General features: G+C 38.4%; 12 protein-coding genes, 1 pseudogene and 1 other annotated feature. Of the genes and pseudogenes, 2 read left to right on the forward strand and 11 right to left on the reverse strand.

All coding sequences use genetic code 11. From position 1 onward, the window contains the following. Positions 1-195 precede the first annotated feature (195 nt). The 4 genes and pseudogenes from GTW09_RS02405 to GTW09_RS02420 form a co-directional block, all read right to left on the reverse strand. Complete coding sequence (locus GTW09_RS02405; protein ID WP_163109759.1) at positions 196-861, reverse strand: hypothetical protein; 666 nt, start codon at positions 859-861, stop codon at positions 196-198. A gap of 1,541 nt (positions 862-2,402) precedes the next feature. Continuing rightward, positions 2,403-2,885: a hypothetical protein gene (locus GTW09_RS02410; RefSeq protein ID WP_163109761.1), complete on the reverse strand. Its 483-nt coding sequence runs from the start codon at positions 2,883-2,885 to the stop codon at positions 2,403-2,405. 198 nt (positions 2,886-3,083) lie between these two features. After that, the gene (locus tag GTW09_RS02415) at positions 3,084-4,616 is read right to left on the reverse strand and encodes a DUF4145 domain-containing protein (protein ID WP_163109763.1); all 1,533 of its coding nucleotides are present in this window, start codon (positions 4,614-4,616) and stop codon (positions 3,084-3,086) included. Between the two features lie 297 nt (positions 4,617-4,913). Further along, positions 4,914-5,857 (reverse strand): annotated as a pseudogene (locus GTW09_RS02420) (IS3 family transposase). Continuing rightward, positions 5,463-5,579: a sequence feature (AL1L pseudoknot), on the reverse strand. It overlaps the preceding pseudogene by 117 nt. A gap of 363 nt (positions 5,858-6,220) precedes the next feature. Between GTW09_RS02420 and GTW09_RS02425 the strand changes: the two are divergent. Next, positions 6,221-8,389 (forward strand): McrB family protein, encoded by a 2,169-nt coding sequence (locus GTW09_RS02425; RefSeq protein WP_163109966.1) that lies wholly within the window; start codon positions 6,221-6,223, stop codon positions 8,387-8,389. Positions 8,390-8,392: 3 nt separating this feature from the next. After that, a complete protein-coding gene (locus GTW09_RS02430; protein WP_239059245.1) occupies positions 8,393-11,017 on the forward strand; it encodes a restriction endonuclease-like protein in 2,625 nt (874 codons plus the stop codon). A gap of 345 nt (positions 11,018-11,362) precedes the next feature. Here the strand turns inward: GTW09_RS02430 and GTW09_RS02435 are convergent, their stop codons facing one another. From GTW09_RS02435 to GTW09_RS02465, 7 genes are read right to left on the reverse strand one after another with little or no spacing between them, the layout of a single operon-like run. After that, the gene (locus GTW09_RS02435; protein ID WP_163109765.1) at positions 11,363-13,150 is read right to left on the reverse strand and encodes a hypothetical protein; all 1,788 of its coding nucleotides are present in this window, start codon (positions 13,148-13,150) and stop codon (positions 11,363-11,365) included. Between the two features lie 2 nt (positions 13,151-13,152). Next, on the reverse strand, positions 13,153-15,516 hold the full coding sequence (locus GTW09_RS02440; protein ID WP_163109767.1) for an AAA family ATPase: 2,364 nt from the start codon (positions 15,514-15,516) through the stop codon (positions 13,153-13,155). Positions 15,517-15,519: 3 nt separating this feature from the next. Further along, complete coding sequence (locus GTW09_RS02445) at positions 15,520-16,974, reverse strand: hypothetical protein (RefSeq protein WP_163109769.1); 1,455 nt, start codon at positions 16,972-16,974, stop codon at positions 15,520-15,522. Continuing rightward, the gene (locus GTW09_RS02450; RefSeq protein WP_163109771.1) at positions 16,964-20,305 is read right to left on the reverse strand and encodes a DEAD/DEAH box helicase; all 3,342 of its coding nucleotides are present in this window, start codon (positions 20,303-20,305) and stop codon (positions 16,964-16,966) included. Before GTW09_RS02450 ends, GTW09_RS02445 begins: the two co-directional genes overlap by 11 nt. A gap of 8 nt (positions 20,306-20,313) precedes the next feature. Beyond that, positions 20,314-21,744: a protein kinase domain-containing protein gene (locus GTW09_RS02455; protein ID WP_163109773.1), complete on the reverse strand. Its 1,431-nt coding sequence runs from the start codon at positions 21,742-21,744 to the stop codon at positions 20,314-20,316. After that, positions 21,737-22,429 (reverse strand): protein phosphatase 2C domain-containing protein, encoded by a 693-nt coding sequence (locus tag GTW09_RS02460; RefSeq protein WP_163109775.1) that lies wholly within the window; start codon positions 22,427-22,429, stop codon positions 21,737-21,739. Before GTW09_RS02460 ends, GTW09_RS02455 begins: the two co-directional genes overlap by 8 nt. Beyond that, entirely contained in the window at positions 22,430-23,107 is a 678-nt protein-coding gene (locus tag GTW09_RS02465) for a vWA domain-containing protein (protein WP_163109777.1), read from the reverse strand. It abuts the gene before it with no gap. Between the last annotated feature and the right edge of the window lie 22 nt (positions 23,108-23,129).

A 23,129-nucleotide genomic window follows, 5' to 3' on the forward strand; every position in this document is an offset into this window, starting at 1 on the left:
CTGTTTTCGTTTCGGTTTTATTTTACACATAGTCTTAGTTGATGCTCGGAGATAGCTAAGTAACTCACACAAGGCGCCGTCGCTTTTGTTGCTCCACATTGTTCGATGTGTAAGCTCGTTGTCATAAGTGGCTTTATCAAGTTTACATGTCACCATTTTCTCCTAGCACTTTACCTCATAAACGAATTTTAAATTTTATTGCGTAAACTGCTCTGATTGTTCATATCGGGTAATGGCACAGCTTAGTGCATCTATAAGCAATAGGTTGCTATCGTAGTCCTGTAACAAAATCTCGATGATGTCTAAAGCTTTTTGGTGCTCTTCTTCGGTATTTATAGTATTTAATATTGGAAATTCACTTTGAAGTCGCTGCCCCATTTCTCGCAATCTTAAAAGAGCATCGCTACTTTTTTGCATAGTCTCTGCCGAATTTTCGTCGTCAGAGATTACATCAAATATATTCTTATATTGAAGAACCTCATCTCCTGTTTGTTGCTCATGCTCAATGACTTGTTTACTTCGTGCAGAGTTATCAGCTACTTCATCAATAAGTTCTTTTTCGCCTGTTGGCCAGTGAAAATCGTTCGGGCTAAGAAGCTCCTCTAGCGTGTACTTATTTGTGATTATTTCACGTTTTTCACACCAATCTCGCGCTATCACATCAAAAAACTCTGCAGGAATTTTCACCGACACCTGAGAGTCTAATATTTCAACCGGCAAGGGCATGGAATGCGAAACGACAATATCTATTTGGGCACTACTCCCGGGGGGGAGTGCTTCACTATTGCCAGACTCATTATTATCTATCTGATATAGGCTCAATGCGGTGGAGGCCTGTGATATCAAACTTTTCTTGCTCATACTCTTGTCCTGAAATTATCAGCTTCGCTACATTAATGGTTGGGCTCTGAACTTAAATATATGCTCACACCTCAATATTAACTTAGTGGCTTAGTCTGCTTTTGGCGATACTGATTAAACTAACCCGGGCGGCTAGCGCCGAACTTTTAACCAATGGAGCAAATATTGATACTAATATGAAATCGAAAACTTTCACACGAAAATTCCTACGATAAGTAGGTTTAGCCAACTATCTTGACCGGGTCTCTATAAATATTCGACAAGACAATAGCTATGCTATGCCGAGCTTAGAGCGATTTTGGTTGCGCTGATCAATCCACTTATCTTCCACCAGCGAGCCTGTGTCAAAAGTCTCAGTGTCTTGCTGTGTTAGCATATCCAGTAGCTCAGCGGTTCGAAGATTGACTGTGACACAAACCCACGTCGTTTTTTTCTTGTTGCTGACCTTGGTTACCTTTGTACTTCTTTGTTGTTACGAGTGATAGATTGGCAACCAAGTCACTTTACGGAAATGTGTTCACTTCAATTGAGCCGATATTTGCTCTTTACTTTCACATTAAAAAAACCTTGTGACATAGTGTGTATTTCCTCAAATTGAATTAAGGTGTTCAATTTTTTCTCGAAAAATGCCTTAATCATGCCCTATACTCGTATGATAGCTGCTGATTGCTTTGGGTCTATAGTACGGCTTCGTTGTTAATCCAGGACGGTGAGCAGCATAGTTAAAACTAGTAAACCTGCTAACATTTGTGTTTGTTAAACGTGAGGAACGTGATGTATCAAATTATTGTCTATGGAACGATTGGTATGCTGGTGGCGCTAACCTTTGCGGCCATCTTCATTGACTGGGATAAAATAGGTCACAAATACTTTCCAGAAACTTTTAAGGCGCCAGAGGATGATTCCTGATAGCCGCTCAATACCAAGTGCCCTAAATGTGGTGAATGGGGAGCATTGTAAAGATTTCCCGTCAAATGCCACAAAGCCAATAAATTTGGTGAGCAACATCTATTTTTTTATTACACACCGTTAGCATCTGGATGATGCCTATTCACCTAGTGTTGACGATAAACGAACGAAACTAAAATTGTCGGCCAAAATAGAGCAGAAGACTCAGTCCGTGCGTTTAGGATGTTACATACCGATGAGTTAACCAGAGATGAATGCTCTAGGGAGAGCAACCTTGATAGAACTGTAAATAAAATCTTTGCTCTAAAGGAGCGTTTAAAAAGCGACGATGATGATGATAATCTACCTCGAACTCACTTAGGCTACCTCCTATCATCTTGAACGCTTTTACAGGTTGGACTGGGTTACACGAGGTAGCCACGAGAGAAGAACGGCCAAACAAATACGTGGTCACTACAAAAGAACAAAGATACGAGCGAATAACGGGTTCCGATGACTTAATGACGCCATCGCTAAGTACGTAAAAGCTACCGCTTATTTACGAAGAAGTTGGTGTAACAAAAAGCGAGGACTCACCCGACGTTACAATCATCAAATCCTCAATTCCAAGCTCAGTATACAAATAGCCAAACTTAAAAATATCTTTGATATTTTTTGTATTTCTCTTTCTTATCTGTGAACCACTCAGTAAGGTCTACATTAAAAAAAACGCCGTTATTACCATTTCCACGATGTACGAAGCCGATGGAGTATTTAGATTTAATATGAAGTGTAAAACCATGTCCGATAGAATCTGCCTCATCTCTATCCCAATAAAGAGAGGTAAGAGAAAACCCAAAGCCCTTCTCCCACCAATTCAAACCGGCCCACTCTAAAGCGATAGCTACCGAATCTCGCGAACCGCGCTCTAAATTGTCAATTCTTTCAACAACCAGTGTAGGATGGAGAAGAATAATTTGGAGTTTAGGCGGCGCCACCAATGAAGGACCATTAAATTCATTACTGTAATACTGGGTAGTCGCCCATACCTCCCAAGGCCACTGGTACCGACTTTCATCCATAAACGAGTTCCAGCTTTTAACCAACACATTATGCTTTTCTTGGTTAGTTTCCAATAAGACGTTCCGATAAGAGTAAAAAGCAGGAGAAAGAGCGAACCTAAATTGTTCAGCAGCAGTACGACAACTAACATCTCCTTCTGCATTTGCACATACGCTATCTTTTGCTTAAGGTCACGTTATAAATGTTTGTGACTGTATCAATTAGACATTAAATCATTAACTAGCTCCGTTTGAAAAGTTGACTCATTAAAGTCACTTTCTTTTCTTTCGTACCTTTTGCCCTTGCTTACGACGCTCCTTTAAATTAGCTCTATTTGCCTTATTCTTTCTTCCGATCAAAGACCGTTTAAATGACGCGTACTCTTCCTGATGCGATTTTGCATCTTCACAACCGAACTCAACAGCTAGTTTTATTAAGTGCTCAAAGTAGATATCAGGATGTCTAATTTTATTCTTTGCTGCACAATCTATGTCATACATCGCCAATACGAAATACAACCGCCCTGCATCAGCTTTATTCAAAAGTTTGGCTTCACACATCGCCTCTAATACAACTTTATTACAAAGAAGTCCTAGCTGCCCTTTAGCTTCTGCAAAAAGAGCTGTGAGAGAGGCAGGAAACATATATGTTGGCATTCTGTTCCAATATTTGACGAGTTTTTCTATGGCTCTTACCTCGTCTTCTATTGCGGAACAGTCATCAAACAGTACTAATAACCCATCTAAATACTCAACTCCGGGCATTGATGTAGCTTTTAAAAAAACAACATTTCGTTTTGTATCTTTGGTAATATTTTTATTCAGAACATCCATGGATACTTGGTAAGCTAACGCACTTGCATTACGCCTTTTGACTCCCAAGTCGATTAGTCTTGAAAATTGTTCCTTATCTCCTAACTCGAAGGAAAGACTTAAGGCGTTGTCAAATGCTTCTGCATGCCCCATATTCAAAGCGGCTAGAAGTAAGTCTAATGCGGCAGACTTTTTTCCTAAAGCTAAATAAGATCTAGCCAAACTAAACCTTACGTCCCCAGAGCTTTCAAGCTCCAGAGCTTGCCTTTTGGTTTTGCGGAACTCTTCATCATTCTTGCCTTTTGGGTGTGCTTCTCCTGAATATATCTCTAATAACAATAGATATCCCCGACCTTCTCCCAGTCGAATACTTTTATTCGCCCAAAAAATTGCCTCGTTTATTTGCAGAAGGATCTTATCAATTACTAAGCGTGAATTTGTACGGGGCAAATCATGGAGACAGGCCAAACACTTCTTAGCGTGTGTATACACGCTACTTGGGTTCTCATTGAGTACCTGATAAGCATCTATTAGTTGATTTATATTTACTGTTTTCTCTAACTCATTAGGGATGTGACTGGGGCAAAACCTTTTACAGAGTGTTTCACCCAAGTTCATTGCAACGTTCAAGCAAGACTTGAGTTGTTGTTTAGTGACGAACGTTCTCTCAATTTCACCGGTTATGGAATTTATGGATATATGGGCTCCCACATTACCTATCGTGCGGAGATGGTGAAGTTGCTCTATTACATCATCATTATTGAGGAGCCCCTGCTGTATGCTCTTTTGGATCATGCTATACAAACCGTTTGCCGCTAAAATCTTGCCTTGAGCATGAGCCCAGTAAAGAAGCCACACTTCAGCAAAGTATCTAAGCTTGGAAGAGCATGCATCGGCATCTATATCAATAAGAAGTTCACACGTTTTTCCTGCTCGATAAAGCTCGGGGTAGGATTCTTTTAAATACCTAAAGTTTGAATTAATCAATTCCATTTACTACGACCTTTCCTTAAAACTATCTTCTTTTTATTTTGTATGTAAAGCCACTACTGAAAAACGGCATCTAGAAAACCGAATATCTTAAGAGGTAAGTGGTATTGCATGTAAATGCATAAACTTTCTTTTTCACCTTTTATCCAGACGATTTGATATGGGTTATTGTATGGATGAGGGATTTCGTTACCTATGAGGCGCTCCCTAGAATTTATTGCTCCGTTTGAACTTCATTTTTTCGTTGCTGTACGCTTCAAGTAAATTGCACCGGTAAATTCGGAGGCGAATTTGTTTAAGTCATGCTGCCGTATCTTCGGCTAGTTGTCGATAATAGTTTTCCTCAAATTGTACCTGTGGTGTGTCACCGATCGGTTCGAGCGGACGTTTTTTTTTGAACCAGTCAACCCATTCCAGCGTAACAGGCTCGACTAGATCTGGCCCCTTCCAGGGGCCGTCTTTGTGAATGACTTCGCTTTTGTAGAGGCCATCGATAGTCTAAGTTAGCGCGTCGTCGTACGCCACCCACAGTTGGTTGGGACGCTGTGCCGTAAACTCACGATTAACCAAATCCAATAGCTTTGCAGCATTGTCATCCGGGATGGTGTTAATAAAGTGACGACTTCGGCGCACACCTAGGATACCAAGCAGTTTCATCAACCTGGCTATAGTGTAACGAGCAATACGAAAGCCCTCGTGATTCATCTGTTTCCAGACTTTTCTCACGCCATAGCAGCGCTTATTTTCCTGACAGACACGCATCACTTCAGGCTACGCTTCATCCTGTTGATAACGCTGACAGCGCCGCTCTGGCTCAGCTTAAAGCGCTTTGTAGCGGCAATACGTTGACGGTGCGACTTGCACTTGACGACAAATCGGCTGGACACCATACAACGCACGATTGGCTTCAATAAATTTAACTATTACCTGGGTTTGCGTTCGAGCTCCGCCTGGGTGAAAAGAGCGGAAGCCATACGCAATATATCATTCGCTTGCTTAAGCTTTCGGTTTTATCGTTCTAGCACTTTGATTTTGGTTGCGGCATCCGAAGTCACACCAGGTTTCTTACCAGAATCAACCTCCATTTTATTCACCCAAGCTCTTAATGTATCAGGTGTTAAACCAAATTTAGATGATACAGACACCAAAGCGGCACATCTTGATGGATGCTCACTCTCTGAAATCAATACCATGCGAACAGCACGCTCGCGGACTTCTGGAGAATAAATAACTTTCCTGTTCATTGGCAAATACTCTCAAGATAATTAGCCTCCAACAAACCCAGATTGATTCATCCTGCATCAAGTGAACTTAAAATAAGGTAGCAGCCTTTTTTAGGTAAGGAATATAATCACCTACATCAATAATTAATCTACCTCAAATATAGTGAAATCGCTCATGCTGACAATGAAGTCGCATTAAGCCTTGCCTTTTATTCATTCTGTAAATATTCAGCGCTTTACATCTGTATCCCATTGCGTATACCATCAGAGGTTGTAACAGGAAAAAATTGCTCAAATTTCAAACGCTTAAGACGAAGCTGTGATCAGTGTAGCGTGCGTTAAATAGAGAAAAAATTCAATTAATAAGGACATTTGTCAGTAGTAATGGAAATACGCGATTATGAAGAGTTCGAGCTTGAACCACTTACTGATGCGGAATTAGTAAGTATTCTCCAAAAACGTTGGGAATTAAACGATACCGAATTTAATGTTTGGGGAGAACTTAAACCACTTGGTGACGTGAGTTGGGGTTATCTAACAAACGTTAGGGTTATTGGTGGCAGCACTATACTCACTTATCCCCTAAAGGGACATAACGGCAATTGTGAGTTCTTTGTCAATCCTAAAGATGCGTCAAAATACGGCCACAAAGATAATAGCAGACTGATCAGATGTCAGCTTATTTTATCTCCTCAAGAAGAGCGTAAAAAACACGAAATTCCTTTTGAAATGAATGTGAAACCAGGGAGTTGTTCTGAACTTAAAGAGCTTCCTAGCGCTGCGCCCATTGAAATCATCAATGCCGACGACAAGTCACCCTATATCACAAGTAGCCTTTATGACTTTCATCTAAACAAAATCCAAGAAAAATTAGCACTCGCGACAGATGAGTTAAAGACTGCGACAGAAAACGAATTGAATCTGCTGCAAGCACAACGTGACGAAGAAGAATCTAAACGTGATAGCGCAATCACACTCAACCGCACGCTTTCAGAAAAAGAGCAACAACTTAAAGACTCTATTCAGTTAATTGAAACCGAAAAACATGCTTCAACAGATGCATTACTTAAATTACAGAATCAACTAGCCACATTTGAGGTCGAAATGAACCAGAAGATAAAACGACTCAAGAGTTATGTTTCCGATAAAGCACAGTTTCTAAAAACATTTGAGTTTATCGACGAAGACGACCTCGAAAATTTCTTGCTTGAATCAAATGCTATTGGCTCTCAGGTAGACGGGCTCAGTTTTAAAGACGATTTCGGTAAAGACTACGAACGCGCTGTATCCTACATACAAGCTCACCTAGTTGAAAATGATATTCTTTATCCCCGCCATATTATCGAGAATTATCTAACTCTGCTTAGAACCAAAGACCTGATTATTCTGGCGGGTGACTCTGGCTCAGGTAAAACAAACCTGGTTAAGTCATTTGCAAAAGCCGTCGGTGGCAAATCCGTTATTGTACCCGTTAAACCGAACTGGACATCCAGGGAAGATTTATTGGGATACTATAATCCTCTTGAAAAAAAGTATCTCTCAACAGAGTTTCTTGATGCGCTTCTTGAGGCCAGACAAAACCCCAATATCCCCTACTTTATCTGTCTTGATGAAATGAACCTTGCTAGGGTTGAATATTATTTCGCAGACTTTTTGTCTCTTCTTGAAACACGTGATGAAGAGCCTGAAATATCATTATATTCAGAAAATGAATCTTCACACGTTTTGTCTGAGTTAAAGGCGGTTGTAGAAATCATAAATTCTGCAAAGGAAAAATATAGCCAGAACGGGATAACCGATTTTATTTCGTTACTACAAGATGAAGATGTTAATCATCAACTAAGACAGTCTTTTGGTTTCAGTGACAAAGATTCACTCATCAAGTATCACAGCGATATAAGGAGAATGTTGTCAGCGGTTATTACGATGCCGTCCAGCATAAAAATGCCTGAAAATGTACACATCATTGGTGCAATCAACATCGATGAGACTACCCATTACCTGTCACCTAAAATCTTGGATAGAGCACATATAATGCGCTTTGAATCCCCTCTTCTATCAGATTGGGATCAAATACTTTCAGAGGTGAATGCCTATAAATTTGACGAGTTAACCAAACCACTCTTGTTTGATAATGATGAGTTAGGCATTCGAATGAACTATCCAAAATTCAAACCAGGAGATGAGTTTACTGATCTCTTCATCGAATTAAACAGGAACTTCTTCCATAAGTTAGGCGTGGAATTTGGTATGAGAACTATTCGACAGGGCTTACATTACTTAACCCTATTTAAGGACGTCAATGACGATAAAGTACAAGCGTTGAACAATTTCTTACTACATAAAGTGCTCCCCAAATTTACATTTGATGGCAATAAGACTGTCGGACAAACAACGAAGTTGGATCTTATTGAAAAGGTTTTAGCCGAGCGAATACGACAAGAACTTCCAGACGCCGAAGAAATGCCTTCGTCTTTTTCAGCACTCTATGCGCTTGAAGAGATAGTCATCAATGCAAAATCCAATGATGGTGTAGTGAATTTTTGGTCGTAGTTGATGTCCCCCAAATTTGAAATCAAATATATAGAAATTCAATGGTATGACGAGCAGACAGTCACAAAAGTCATCGAGTCAGAATACAGCCTTCGCATAACGTTTAACGAAGAAAGTCAGGACTATGAATGCGAGACAACCATTTACCCCAATGCAGACGGATTTTTGGGTCAATTAGCAATACGTGTTTTGGATGACAATGCGACGCCTCCCCATATCAACATGCCCTCTGGTGAGGTCAAATATCTCGAAGAAATAAAGGATAAAGATACGGGTAGACTATGGTGGATAGAAAAAGACACATGGGATGAAAAAAACACTTATTGGCGACATTCCGGCGTTAATACTGCGGGGATGCTTAATCTTTCGATTGCTGGACAACGGTGCCACGTAAATATCGGTTCAATGGATTTTAGCTTTGAACAATTGAACAACTATCTGGATAGTTTCAAGAACGACCTGTGGGAGCTTATCTTAGATGAATCAAGCAGTATTCAAACGAATAAAATGGATAGTGCTTTCGGAATAAATAAAGACGCCATCGATTGTATCAAGCAGCTGGTAGGTCACGCTCAAAAAATACTCGAATCACCGAAAGGTGAGCTAAGAGAAGTTCAAGAGCTAAGACCAAGAAAAGCAGTAAGACCTGTCAATCGAACGTTCATGGAGCTGGTAAGTAAACCGAATCAACGCTTTTTAACGAGCCGAGCATCAACGCCCACATATAATGTTCCAGAGAATCGATATGTTTTGTTCGCACTAAAACGCTGTTATCGGATTATTAAACAAATCCGTACACTTTCAGAAAACAAATCTAAGCGATATTTGAATACGGTATCAAAACTCCAAGGCCAACTATCTTCATTTCGACCAACAGTGACGATTAATCGAGATTTAGTTGTCGCTGATTTAGAGCGCCTAAAAGTAAGGTGTAACATTAAATACTGGCAAGCAAAACTTGCAGAGCGATTAGCACTCAACAACATCAATCTCTATAAGAAAACGAATCTGCACTCTGTGCTTCGAATTAAAACAGAGAAAGTATCAACCAACAATTTATCGGGTGAAAAAGATGGCTTTTTCATCAAGGTTGTTGATAACAAAGATTGGTCGCAGCCAAATGACAACTTTACGTTTCTCAAATTTCTGCGAGGTAATTACGACCTTACAAGCTGTTTGGAGCCTTATTCAGAATACGAACTCGTTGGTAAATTCACATGCTCGCAAAGCGCTAGAGCGAACTTCTATAATATTATCGAGCTTGCTGAAATTAGGATTATCTCAACGCCCGGTTTTGAAATCGCAAGAAGCAACTATAGAAAAGAATTCCAACTCGGAAAAACACTAAACGAAAACTCGTGGCAACGAGCACTAACTACAAAAGAAATTGAGGAACAAGAGAAAGAAAAAGCTGCCATAAATAATCGCATTGAATTTTACTCTAAGAATCAGGAACTGGCGGCATACGTATGGGAAAAAATTGCTCCAAAGGAACGAATGTTACTCACGTTGATAAAAAAGCTTAAATCACTCAACATCAAGGAAGCATCTCATTTTCCCAACTCAATGACCTTTGTACAAAATCCTAATTACCAAGGAATACACAATGGTTATCGAAAATTAAGAGATCTAACACACCTTACTGACGAGGACATATTAGTTAGCCTAGAAAAAGTTGATGCCATGGGATTGGTTAATATGCCCTTACTATATGAACGTTGGTGTTTACTCCAAATCATCATTGTACTCAAAGAAGCGTTTCGTTTTCGATTACAAAAAGATTGGAAACACCGAATTATTGAGGCCGTCGGCGCGAAAAAAAAGGACATTCAAATTGCATTGGCAAACACTGAGACCAAACGCTTTATTACGCTGACGTATGAAAAAACACTTACGAACCGACGTATTCCTGACTATATAATTGATTTAGTATGGTTTGCTGATAGTGACACAAACGACGAGTACCCACAGAAAAAACGCTTTGTCATGGACGCCAAGTTTTATGATAGGCGCACATTTCAACGCTTTGACGGGTTATCTGGTGTGGTACATAACCTCTCAAAGACTAAAGATTATAGTGAGCAAGACGAAAACCCAGTATTTATTATTCACCCCTGTAAGGATGCTATCCCACATCGCGTTACGGCACAGGATTGGGGAGAAACCAGTTATTTAGGCGAAATACCCTATTCTGATGGGCGAATTCAAGGAAACCATGACTCCGGTGGCATATACCTTTCTCCCATAGACAGTAAGCTGTATACGGACGAACTGCAGCGATTACTGGGTTTATTTTTGCAGTATAAGCTCGAAGAAATGAACACAAAGTCCAGCGACCGAAGCGATGATAGAACTTCAGCTGTCCCTTTTTGTATTCGGTGTGGTTCTTCTGACCTGCAAGTTAAATCAAAATCAAATAACACTCGATTCGGAAATCCTATCTCGCGAACCCATAGATCTGTTTGGATGCAATGTAACGACTGTAATCACTTTATGAGCTTCAATCATTGCAATCAAACTAACACACGCCTTATCAAGAATGGCACTTATTGGACGTATCATTCAGCAAGAGCCATCGAGCCGTTCAATATAAAGTGTCCTAAATGTGGTGAATGGGGAGCATGGTAGCGGTAGCTCTTCAAATCTCACAATGCCAATGAACTTAGTCGCGCTTGTATTATTTATTACGCACCGTTAGTATCCAGATGTTACCTATCCGCCTAATTTTGAACCATATCGAATCATGATGGCCGCTTCTTTTGCGAAAGCTTCAAGCTCTTTCTTATTCATGTTTGTCTGCCTATCCTTAACTCTCTATAGAGTAAATTGAGATAGGCAGTTACACAAAATTAGTTACAGTCTCCGTCAACTGAACGTTTATTTTTCTATTGGTCGGTCAAAAAACACTCACGACCTCACCCTGTATCTATATTGCCTTTCATCAGGCTTTGAATTTTCATACTGCTTCACTATCTATTCGCCAAGGTTAATATTAAATGCAAATCTGCCATTGGATGTGCCTCCACCATTTAGGGTGAATAACAATTTTCTAACATCCAAAGTCCAGGTGGCTTTACATTCTTTATTACGACAAATTGCCGTAAAGTAGTCTTTAGATGATTGTCTTACACTGTTTTCATGCGCTTGCTGACTACAAACGGGACACTGTTTCAAATACTTAGAAATATTGTTCTTTGAAACTATTGTATTGTACAGGTCTGTGTTTGCATGTTTTTTAGCAATGCTTAATGCTTCATCCGACAGTTTGTAGTCATACTTTTCTTTGTATAATTCATCTATTGCATTTGGTAATTTAACTTCAAAGTCTGTTAAATATTCAAGAATAATTACTTTTATAATTTGCTGCTGTAGCTTTCCTGCAAGTGTCTCTTTACCGTCTAGATTAATAGGTGAAATAACTATCACTTTATCTGTTTCACTTAATGTATTGTTTTCAGGACAAACTAGAAATTCGCCATCCGCAAGTTCATTGTTGTTAATTTCTTCAACTAAAGGTTCAGATATAACTACGATTCGCGCAATAGCATTTTCTTTTCTTATTAATAACCACTCACCCTTTTTAGAATTCTCAATCGATAATCTAAAAGTGTTGTCATGGCTTAACTCATAACCTTTAGGCACCTTAGTTAAAGACCACCCTAAATTAACAAGTACTTGTCTTAGTATTTGGTCAACATATGATTGGTATAGAATAAAATTAAGTTGCTTTTGCTCGAGAACTTGTTGTGGTGTTAACTTATCTGTATTTGAGTTTTTAAGCCACTTGCGCCAAAGTTTAGCAGCTCTTCGATAGTTTTTATCATGAACTAAAATATTAGTTTGCTTCAACTCCATAGGTATCTGAGCACTTGTTGGGATTGACTGATATAACTTATCTGAGCGCAGTTGTGATAATTTACGAATGCTAGATTTAACCTTTTCTAAAGTAGACTCAGTTTGTTCATGCAGTTTATCTATTGCGCCTTCTTTATTTTCATATGCTCTACCCCAATCTTGAGTTAACTGAGTAATATATCTGTGGTCTTTATTACTGCCATCCAAAGTACCAAATCGGCCAATAAACCTTACGATTTCCTCAAGACGCAAACGATACAAAGTAAGGTAATTAAATAAGTTATCTATAAGCCTTGCATATACAATATTTTCATATATGGCTACTTCATCTTCACTTACCTTTGCCATTAACTTTTTAGGGATAATGCCTACAACAGTTCTTTGCTGCCAACATTCTGAATGAGCTACTAAGTGTGCTTGATAGTTATTTGCGTATCGTTTTACCCTGCTTGTAGGTAACAACTCAACGTCATATCGCATGCTCATTCTTGGAGAGCTATTGATTTGAAACAACACACCGTTTTCAAAAGCTTCTTCAATTCCTTTATCAAGCTCATTTGGCGTAATGTTTTTGCTAGTTTCCGGAGGTAAGAAGTGACTAAATGTAACTAAGTCATTTGCATCAAACTTATCGTTTATTTGATGAATAGCATCATATATAACTTTAAGTTGCTGCTCGCTTTTTAAAATATCATCATTGGTAAATAGCTCATCTGAAGGCTGAGCAAAATCTATTTTATTTGAGAACTTGTCTTCTACCTGGACAGGAATAATCGGCTCGAAAATAAGGGATTGTTCAAAGCTTTTTTCAAACTCTTTACCAACCAGGGCATAACGCCCTGATTGTATGCAAGTTACTTCGTTAGGCTTAACCGTTCTAGAAGTTACTCTGTCTATTAACAACATTGCTAATAGACCCCTTCTTCTTTGCGGGTAATTTCACTTTCAATAATTTCAATCGCCTTAGTGGCTGTACAATTAATTGATTTGAATATTTTAGATAATGCACTCTTCAAGTCTTTTAATTTATCGATAGAAATATCATAACGACCCAGTACCTTACCTTTGCGTAGAACTCGAGTTATTAGAAGGTGCTCTAATGCATCTGCTTCGTGACCACCAGAGTCTTTGTATACAGATATAAACCTAAGTGATTGAGCTTCAAATCGGTTACCCCAACCTATACCAAACTGACGTTCTAGGATATTTGTAAACTCTGAATTCACTAGTTTTTTCAGCATATCTAAAATTAGCTTGCTGTGGGTGCGTTCAGCTTTTTCAAAAAGTTCATTAACTGAACCGAAATCAATAACAGTATTCCTGATAGCTTTGGCTTGCCAACCATCAGGTTTTACTTGTTTTTCTAGGTCTAATGTAAACGCTCTATCGTGGGTTTTGTCTGCAAATTCAAAGGTTGTTTCATCGTGGTTCGCAGTCCCCATAAACCAGGTATTAGATTTTAATAACAACTTTCTGTCTTCAACAAAATATTTTGGAGGGTTAGCAATAGAAGAATCCATTAAGACAACGGTTCTTTCATGTTCATTCTCTTCCATCGCAGATAAAAACTCTGCAAAGTATTGCTCTGGCCGAGATAAGTTCATTTCATCTAGCAAGATAATATTAAAACGGTTTTCATAAGAAGGCGTATGGGCTCTATAAATACCTTGTAAACACTCTTTTTCATAATAACGTTTTTCAAATGCATTATAGTGGCCGATCAAGTCATCTCTATCTCGCCAGCCCGCCTGAACACGAACCTTAGTTACTTCTCCCCCAACCGCTTTAGAAAATGCATTTACTAAACTTGTTTTACCAGTACCTGAAATGCCTTGAAAAACATGAAGCGGACTAAGCGCTAAACCAGCCATAAACTTTCGAAGTAAGTCTAAATCGTAGTAAAGCTCTACATCTGTTGAAATGGCGATGCGGTGCTGTAATTCTTCTGTAAAATCTTTTAATGAATTCACTTGTTGAGCAGGCACGGGTTCACGATATTTACGATCCATTAATGTCAGCTCTTTAAACGCTTCTTGCGATTGCTGCTTTTCAATTAAGTCATCTAATTGTGACTTGACGGATTCAATACTGTGAGTCAAAGCAGCATTGCTTGTTTCAAGAAGATCTTTTTGCTTCTGCAATTCCAGCTTTTCCCTAATACTGAGCTTATACTTACCCTCACGTTGTTTAACTTCATCGTGTTCTTGTTTAAGACCTCTCAGCTCTTCTTCAAGATCGTCTGCTCTTTCTTTATAAAAGCCTAACTCTTCTTCTAAATCGTCTTCGTTGCGACCTTTTAACTTGTTGCGAGCATCTCGAAGCTGTTTTTCAAGTTCATCAATACGCATTAATACGGCAGCAGGAGAGCCAAGCTCTTTGATATGAGCTTCTCTTTCCAGCTCTTTATATCCAAGCAATCGATCCGTTAATTTTTTTATTTCGTTTTGATCACGACTACGGTAATCCTCTAACAGTTTTAGTTTATTTTCTAACGTAACTTTTTCTGTTTGAAATTCTCTGCGAATTTCTTCTAATGCTTGCTTTTTCATTGCTGCCTGTTCACCGAGCTCTTTCGTAAGCTGCTCGTTCAACAATTTGTTTTCATCAATTTGATTGCTTAGCTTCAATTGACGGCTCGCTAGTTCATCTTTTTCTGCCTGAAGCTTTTTCTTTAAGTCTTCGAATCGATTATTTTCCTGCTCTTTAGCAAGCTCTTCGGTTTGAGCTTGCTTTTCAAGCATTTTCAACTCGTTTGTTCTGCGCTGTTCGTCAAGCTTAGCTATTTTTTGTTCAACTTGTTGGTACTCTTTCTTCAAAGATTCCAAAGACTTTTGACGCTCAAGTGCAAAGCCAGCGTTAGCATTAGCTTCTTTTTCTAATAAAGTTTGCTCTTTTGATGAAAGCTCATTTAATTTTGCTAGAACCTCTTTCTCTTTAGATACAAGGTTTTCCTCTTTCACTTTTATCGACTGAAGTTTACTTTTTGCTTCTTCGCTGTCTTTAGCCGCTTGTTCAACGTTCAATTCAATTTTAGTTTGAATATCTTCTTGTTCTTGTTTTGTTAATTCATTTGCTTTAATTAACTCTTCTAGTTGAGTTGTTAAATCTGCAAGAGCTTGCTTCTCTTCTTCATTTAACTTACTAATCAACTTTTCATCTGGTGAAACACCTACTTTTTTAAGAAGACCACCTAGAACTCCGTTTGATGAAGGAGACTTTGGCTTTTCAATTGGTTTTGGTGTTGAATTTCTACTTTTGCCTTTCCTAGCCATTATTTAATCCACTAAAATATTTTCTAAAAATTTGTCTACAACGTTGATGTGTTGCAACGCTTGTTCATTTGTAAATCTTGTGTTGTTACCGTGAGATGCTTCATCACGGTTATGCGACAGTTCATACACTTGCTTAAACAACAACCTATCTTCAGTCATAAACTGAAACGGATGATGTGGGTAATCTCTCATCGATATAAAAATAGTCGCTAACAGAGAGCGAAGACTAGAGTGTTTACCACGAGCCGTTTGATAGATCTTTCCAGGCTGAACTTTGAGAATGCTGTCTATCTGTGAATGACTAAACTTTCCAACACCTTTTAATAACAAAGCTAGCTCTCGTCTCTTTTCGTTATTATGAAGATTGTTAGCCGGTAAAATACCTAATCGTTTAAATGGATTTGAAATCAAAACCGCTTTACATACGATTTCTAGGATAGAGCCACAGCCGTTAATTAAAGACCTATTTAAACTGTAATCAGCTGAATTTTCTCGATTAAGCTTTTCTCTTCCGTTTATTAACTCAAATAATGGTTCGACTAAATCACCAAAACGTTCAGCATTTGGATATTTAGTTAATACTTCAACTCTGGCAGTCTCCTTCATAAGATCGATAGTTTCTTGATAAGAAATCTCTTCTTCTTGATTATTAAATTTTGAGTTAGAGAACTGCGCTAGTTTGTTGTTTGCACTTATGGCTTGATCAAAAATTTCATTCAGCCAAGGCGCTTTACTGGACAGTGCAAATGGATCAATGAAATCAAATTTAAAACCCGAAGATACGTCAGCCCAAAGCAACAGATAGGACTGCTTAACATCTTTATTTGAAAGGACCATTTTCTCTGCTTTTATTGGCACATGATATCTTTCGCTATTAATGTTATTTGCGATCCAGCGAGCATCTTTATCTTTGCTTAATAGATTATTTAGCTGATCAAGGCCCGGCCTATTTACTTCATGTATTTGCTCTGTCGCACGATAAGCTCTAATGCGTTTATCTGTCGCTCTGTCTAATTTAAACGTTAGCTTGCGAGTATCATTTTCAGGTTTGATTTCGCTAGAATCGTAAGCAATTCGAGGGAACCATTGGCCAGTTATTGCACACTGAAATACTGTTGCTGTCGTCATCTCTGGTTCTGTTTCTGAATCTAAAAATTTTTGTCCTTCTTTTGTAATTTTAAAATTTTTATCTAACCATCCATTTGGCTGCATCGTAGCGGTTAAAATGTATAAAACCATTTCTTTTTCTAACGATAACCATTCTGCAATTTGACTCACTGATAATTCTCTATCACCAGTAATTCGAATAAGATCTAGAATAGTTCTTTCAAAAAGATTTAACTCTCGCCCTTTATGAGCAGATAGATAAACTTCCCAACTGTATACAGGCCAAGCGAAAAGTTGAACGTCACGGTTTCTAGGAAATTCGGTGGTTTTTATATATGTATTAGAGAACATTGCCTTTCTCCTTTTGGCAAAGCTCATTGAAAAATTTGGGAAAACCCACTAATAGTCTCTCATTAGCTGAAGTACGAGTTGATTCAGGCATAAGCTGGTCAAGGCTAGATGAAGCCAAGCTTTTATCGCCAACAACAATTAGTAAACGTCTCTGCCTAGACATAGCCACGTTAATACGGTTAGGTATGCGTAAGAAACCAAGCTGATTATTTACCGTATCTTGCGTAATTTTATCTGGTTCATTCCAACTTCTAACTGTTGAAAGTAACACTACATCAAACTCTTTACCCTGGAATGCATCAACAGAGCCAACACGAAAACGCTCTTCTGGTTGTTCATCTGAACTTGGTTTTGTCATTCTAAACTCAGATACAACGTTTGAGCCGGAAGCCGTATACTCCATAACTTTTCGCTCTACCATTTTTTCAATAATATGGTCTCTTTGAGCTGCATAAAAAGTAATAATACCAACACTTAAATCCGGTCTAGCCATTAAGATTTTATAAGCCTCGTCGGCAATAATTTCAGCTTCACAATCGCGATATTTAGAGCCATTTTTGCTAGACATTTTGCCTTTTGACTGTCCAACATCTATCCATGCCGCTATCTTGCCTTCGTAATCCGGTACGTCCAGCGGAAAATATGATTCATCTAAACCCGGTTTAACTGGCGGCAAACCAAACAATTCGTAGAACTCTTCACTTACAAATGAACCTAACTCTGGGTGCATGCGGAACTGAGTATCTAGCATCACTACTCGCTTGTGATCTGTTGAACCATCTTTTTCATATTTGGAAAGGGAGTGGTATAACCGTTCAAACAAACTTTGCTGTAATAACTTGTGTTCGGTTATTTCCAGCTCATTTTTGTCTTGCAACTCTTTTTCAACTCTAGGCTCTAACATATGTGGTAGCTGTCTGTGATCTCCCACGAGAACCACACGCTTTCTAGCCATCGACATAGGTATCATGAGATCCAAAGGATTAGCCCTTGCAGCCTCATCGACAATTACAGAGTCAAAATTAATATTACTACTATGCTCAACAGACTTTACTCCTACCATAGCTTCGCCCGCAGCTTGCTGGCACGTTGCACCGAGCACCGCGCTATACTCTTTCAATGAATTTTGAACTTGCTTCCTTTCGAACATTAAAGAGTCTAAGTATTTTTTACGATAATATAGTTGGCCTAACCTAGGTGAATTAACCAAGCTTGCTTCAAGCTCTTCTATTAACTCTCCTAAACGATTAGATTGTTCTGTTTTTAACGCGCGTTGTTTTGGCAGTACAAACTGTTCTTGCAGAGCATCGAGTAATTGGTTTTGAGTATCCTTTAAAAGTTCAAAATCAATACTTGCTTCTTTTATGGCTTCAAGCTTTTCAAGATCAAAGTCATTGCCTTTTAACTGCTTGAGTAATGAAACAAGTCGAGTTAACCTTATACTTCCATCGTCGTCATATGATATTGAATCTGTTCTTAACGCTCTGGCTGCTGTAATTAACTCCTGCTTTTGAGAGCTAGTTAGTGCATAGGAAGAAGATAAACTGAACTGTTCGATAAGCTGCTCAATATTATTCTCAACCTTAACTGATACCTTAATCCCATTTTCTGCCGCTAATTTCTTAAGCTTTAACTGCAAATCGAGTAAGTTTTGATATATGAATTCCGCATTATTTGAATTTTTAATTTGGAAAACTAACGACGAAATTGCATCAACTAGTTTAAATTCATCACTACGTTGAATTTCAGCTTCGATAGCTGGTTTTAAATCATGAATGACTTTACTGGTCCATGAATCGATGCTGTTAGATAGTTGCTGATTTGTTTCATCTTTTTTACCACCAACTTTAATAGCCGGAAGTCCAAATACACCAGATCTGTCTACCACATTGTCTACAGCATCATGCTGATAACTAGTCAATAAAACTTGGTGTTGTAACGATAAATTATATTTATTACCTTCTTCTGCAATTCTGTGTTGAAGTGCGGAAATAACTTGTGTTTTACCAGTACCAGGAGGTCCGATAATCAAAGCTATATCTGGGGTATTTAACGCTACTTTCACAGCTTTTTCTTGCTTTGTTGTTAGCGACTTTCCACCTAACTTTCTCTTTAATGTAGTTGTTATTGCACGCAGCGGTTTAACTTTCATTTCAGGTGGATTTACACCCTCTAATATATATTTAAGTTGCGGCATTGGGTTTCTTGCATCTTTCAGCGAATCGAAAGCAAGTTTCTTACGCTCATGTTGTTTTTTCATACCGTTTAAGGATATAAAAATATAGCCATTAAACTTCGGCCTTTGATGTAAGTTTGCAGATAGAAAGTCTCCCTCAATTTTCACTTTACGTAAGAAAACTGGTCGACCATCACCTTTTTCAAAATTTTCGTTCGATGCTAACCAACTTGGTAAATTTTGAGCTATTTGCAATTCAATATCTGACAATGAAAAGCTTTCACCAAGGGCGTCTAGATGATTTTTATACTTTTCAACAAACGATTTTAATGCCTTGTGGCCAACTTTAAATTTGAATCTTATTTCACTATCTGAGTCGCTATAAGCGGCGTCATATTCTAGAAACCCTACTTCTTTAGCTAATCTAGAATGTTGCTCCCAATGAAGATCAGAATATTTTTTCCAAAGCTTAAAGTAACTCGCAGAATCTTGAAGGTGTTGTTCAAGCTGATGCTTGTAATTAGAACTGGTTAGTTGCTCTTCGATACCATAAAGCTCTAACTCATGGTTCCCATAGTATGCATAAAGCTTATCCGAGTCACCGTCAAATTGACGAATAGAAGATAAATGCCAATTATTTCCAATCTTGTCTACTAGGGCTTTGAAATCCTTACCAATTAAGAAAAAGGAATCTTTTGAGTTTTCTGGGAATTCGACGAAAACACCATAATTAGCATCTTTAGCAAATACGAACTCTTGATTAAACCAGCCACGTGCGCTCTCAAAATCGATAACACCCGATGCCTGTTTTTGTATAGCTTCAACAACGACTGGTTCAATTTTAAATTCAAGGTTTTCGTCATAGCTGTCAACAAGGTCAATATAGCGAATAGCTAGAGCACAAGCATTTTTGTAGCATGATACTGCACAAACTTTTCGTGCTTTACTGCCTGATACAGCCATAGCAAGAGGTGCATTTTTAAATTTGACCTCTGCAAAATATCCTTGAGTGCCTTGTTTAACGTAGTAAGAGTCTATTTCAAAAAACAGCTCTACTTCTTCGCCTATGTTCCAATTTAAGTTAGCATCTTTGGTGTCTTCAAAAACGAGCTCAACAACGTCACTTGTAAGGCATTTAGAATCTAATAAATTCATTATTTACCTCACACCAACTGCCATCTATAAGATTTTAATAGCTCAACAAAATCAGAATTAGTATCGTCAGATTTTAACCAGTTTGTAAATTCATAAGGATTTGTAGCGCTTCGACGATCTCCAGTAATTCTTTGTTTGCGTGTAATTTGATGGATTTGCTCGGTATTTTTGCGAGATATATTACAAACCGCATGTGACTCAGGAATTAGATAAATATCTCCTTTATCCATAGTTACAGTAAAGTTTGTGTCACTTTCAAACCACAGTTCAGTATTGTACGGAGCAGAGTTAAATGTCAGCGAAGTGCCATTACCAACAATACGTACATTTTCAGTAGTAATGAAACCTTCAGATGCATTAAATGAGTCTTTAGTTTCCTCGTCATTTAGATAAATAACCTGCCTTAATATTGCATAATGTTCTTGTCCAACTTTAGTTAGGCAAAATGGGCACGTTTGTTCTTGAGATTGCAAGTCAGCAAAATAGTGACTAGCACAACTAGGACACCCTATTAGATGATCTATTGCCTCTTGCAGCGCTGCACACCATGCATTTAACGAAGGCCTTTCATAAGGTTGTGTTTTACCTTTACTAAAGCATTGGTCAAATAAGTTAAAAATCTTATTGTTGGCAACCAAGCTTATATTGATACCGCCAGCAGATTCGTTGCTATCATCTTCGGCATCGTATACCCAAGGCAATTCACCTCTGTATGCCTGTTCGTCTACTATCTCCGGCTCGCCATCTTCTACATATAACCCTTTAAAAGGATGTTGGTGAGTCAAAAGCTCAAACGCCATAACAGCAAACGACCACTGGTCGGTTAATGCGTTAACTCCCATATCGCCTTTTACAACTTCTGGAGCACCATAGCCTGGTGTGTATATATGAGTTAAGCCTTCTCTTTCGTTTACACATAAGTTATCGCAATCGATAAACCAAACTTCTGAGTAACGGCTATCTTCAGAAACAAAGATATTAGCAGGGGAAATATCGCCGTAGGCGTAACCTCGACTATGCAATTTAGCCAAAGTTTTAGCGACTTTAAGTAAAATTTGAAGGCGCCTTTTCAGACCACCTGTTTTTATAAACTGCTTTATGCTTTGCTTGTCTACAAGATCACTAAAGCTTTCTTCTAATACAGTTTGAAGCGGAATTAAACCATCCATCAACTCCATGACATAACCTAGACGAGGCTTTGTTATTTGTATTTTAGGATGAGCTAAATTTAAGCCTGTCAAATCTTGCCTGAGGCTCCAATCTAGCTGCTTTTGCCATTTTTTTATGGCTGTTTCATCTTTCGTATTTAAGATCTTTACAAGAATACCATCTATCTGAGTTTGGCAGACAATACCTTGCCCCCCCTCTCCAACCCGTTTGGTGAGTTCGTATGCATTGTTATGTTTATCGTAAACAGTACTCTTCGTTTTACTATTCATTAATTAAAACCACTGCAATTGTTTTGTCGTCTGTATGATGTGGTGTAGGCCAATTATGTAATAGACCTTTCAAATTTTTTTTTACGGCTCTTAAACTCGCTTTCTGAGCACGTTTTAATATGGAGTTACAAAATCCAAGTTGGTCTTCAATGTCTTCAGAAATTCCATCAGTCATCAATATTAATCCAATATTGGCTTTATCTAACTTACCTCTACCTGTACGCCAGTCTGAAAGTTTTTTACTAAGACCAAGGCCAGTTGTTTCATTTGAAAATAATTCGTCTTCAGAAACAGAGTGATTGTCATTGCTCGAGCAAATAACACCATCGCCTAGTTGAATATAGCGGTAATCTCCTTTTGAATTACCCCAAGTAACCATTAAAGTAGTTACGGCATCGTTAGGTTCAATATTGATCTCATTAAGTCCAGTTAGCCACTGGGTATATATATCTGTGATTAGCTCTTTAGCTGATACATCTTCACTATTATCTAGGCAGCAACTAACAGCTAAGTTAGTTGCTAATTTAGAACCTACGTGGGATAAACTTCTTGACCCCATACCATCAGCTACTGCGACCACCCATCGACCATTACGCTTTTTTGAAGCAACAGCATCTTGATTTGGAAGATCTAAATCCAAATGCGCGGGGCCGATAACAGAAGTCTTAGATATACTAAAGTTCATCTAAAGAGGAATATCTAAGTCATCGTCAGCCAACTCGTCGTTTACAAACTCCAACTTCATTGGTTCATTTGGCTTTTGACTTTTGGAATGGTTCGCAACACTCATAGTTACAGCGCGGAAAAAGTGAGCTATTTCGGCAGCATTGTGTGCAAATAATAAAGGGGCTTCTACGTCGTTACCGAATGATTCGAGTAAATCGTTATCTGCATCATTTCCAATTGACAAAGCAAACCTGGTAGCTTTTTGAGCTCTATCACTATTTATCAAAGCATCGAATGCGTTTTTATAATCATCAGTAGGATAACCATCAGAAACTAGAATGATGATTGGACGATACGCTCGAGATGGAATACATTCTTTATCCTCAATCATATCTTTAACTATGGTGCAAGCTGCCCCTAAAGGCGTCGTGCCTTGGGCCACGAAATTTTCAATTTGCTCTATCTGATGAGCAGGTGTTAAAGGAAGATGCGTCGCGGCTTTGCTACCAAAGGTTACAACAGACAAGTGGATTTCGGCTCGTAACCTACTTTCGCTCGCAAAACTCGAAATCATATCTTTGATTGAAAGATTCAGCGCATCAATTTTTCCATTAATGCTCATACTACCGCTTGTATCTGCCAAAATTATTACTGGTAAAGGGCGTGCTTTATTTACTACGAATTTTTTTAAACTCATTTTCTATCCTTTTAATTTTGAT

Source organism: Alteromonas hispanica (assembly GCF_010500915.1).
Classification (GTDB): domain Bacteria; phylum Pseudomonadota; class Gammaproteobacteria; order Enterobacterales; family Alteromonadaceae; genus Alteromonas; species Alteromonas hispanica.

What these genes read in the sequence shown, in the direction of transcription:
- GTW09_RS02440 (WP_163109767.1), bottom strand. Translation starts at nt 15,516, where the DNA reads ATGGCTAGGAAAGGCAAAAGTAGAAATTCAACACCAAAACCAATTGAA.
- GTW09_RS02445 (WP_163109769.1), bottom strand. Translation starts at nt 16,974, where the DNA reads ATGTTCTCTAATACATATATAAAAACCACCGAATTTCCTAGAAACCGT.
- GTW09_RS02430 (WP_239059245.1), top strand. Translation starts at nt 8,393, where the DNA reads ATGTCCCCCAAATTTGAAATCAAATATATAGAAATTCAATGGTATGAC.
- GTW09_RS02455 (WP_163109773.1), bottom strand. Translation starts at nt 21,744, where the DNA reads ATGAATAGTAAAACGAAGAGTACTGTTTACGATAAACATAACAATGCA.
- GTW09_RS02460 (WP_163109775.1), bottom strand. Translation starts at nt 22,429, where the DNA reads ATGAACTTTAGTATATCTAAGACTTCTGTTATCGGCCCCGCGCATTTG.
- GTW09_RS02415 (WP_163109763.1), bottom strand. Translation starts at nt 4,616, where the DNA reads ATGGAATTGATTAATTCAAACTTTAGGTATTTAAAAGAATCCTACCCC.
- GTW09_RS02450 (WP_163109771.1), bottom strand. Translation starts at nt 20,305, where the DNA reads ATGAATTTATTAGATTCTAAATGCCTTACAAGTGACGTTGTTGAGCTC.
- GTW09_RS02435 (WP_163109765.1), bottom strand. Translation starts at nt 13,150, where the DNA reads ATGTTGTTAATAGACAGAGTAACTTCTAGAACGGTTAAGCCTAACGAA.
- GTW09_RS02465 (WP_163109777.1), bottom strand. Translation starts at nt 23,107, where the DNA reads ATGAGTTTAAAAAAATTCGTAGTAAATAAAGCACGCCCTTTACCAGTA.
- GTW09_RS02425 (WP_163109966.1), top strand. Translation starts at nt 6,221, where the DNA reads ATGGAAATACGCGATTATGAAGAGTTCGAGCTTGAACCACTTACTGAT.
- GTW09_RS02405 (WP_163109759.1), bottom strand. Translation starts at nt 861, where the DNA reads ATGAGCAAGAAAAGTTTGATATCACAGGCCTCCACCGCATTGAGCCTA.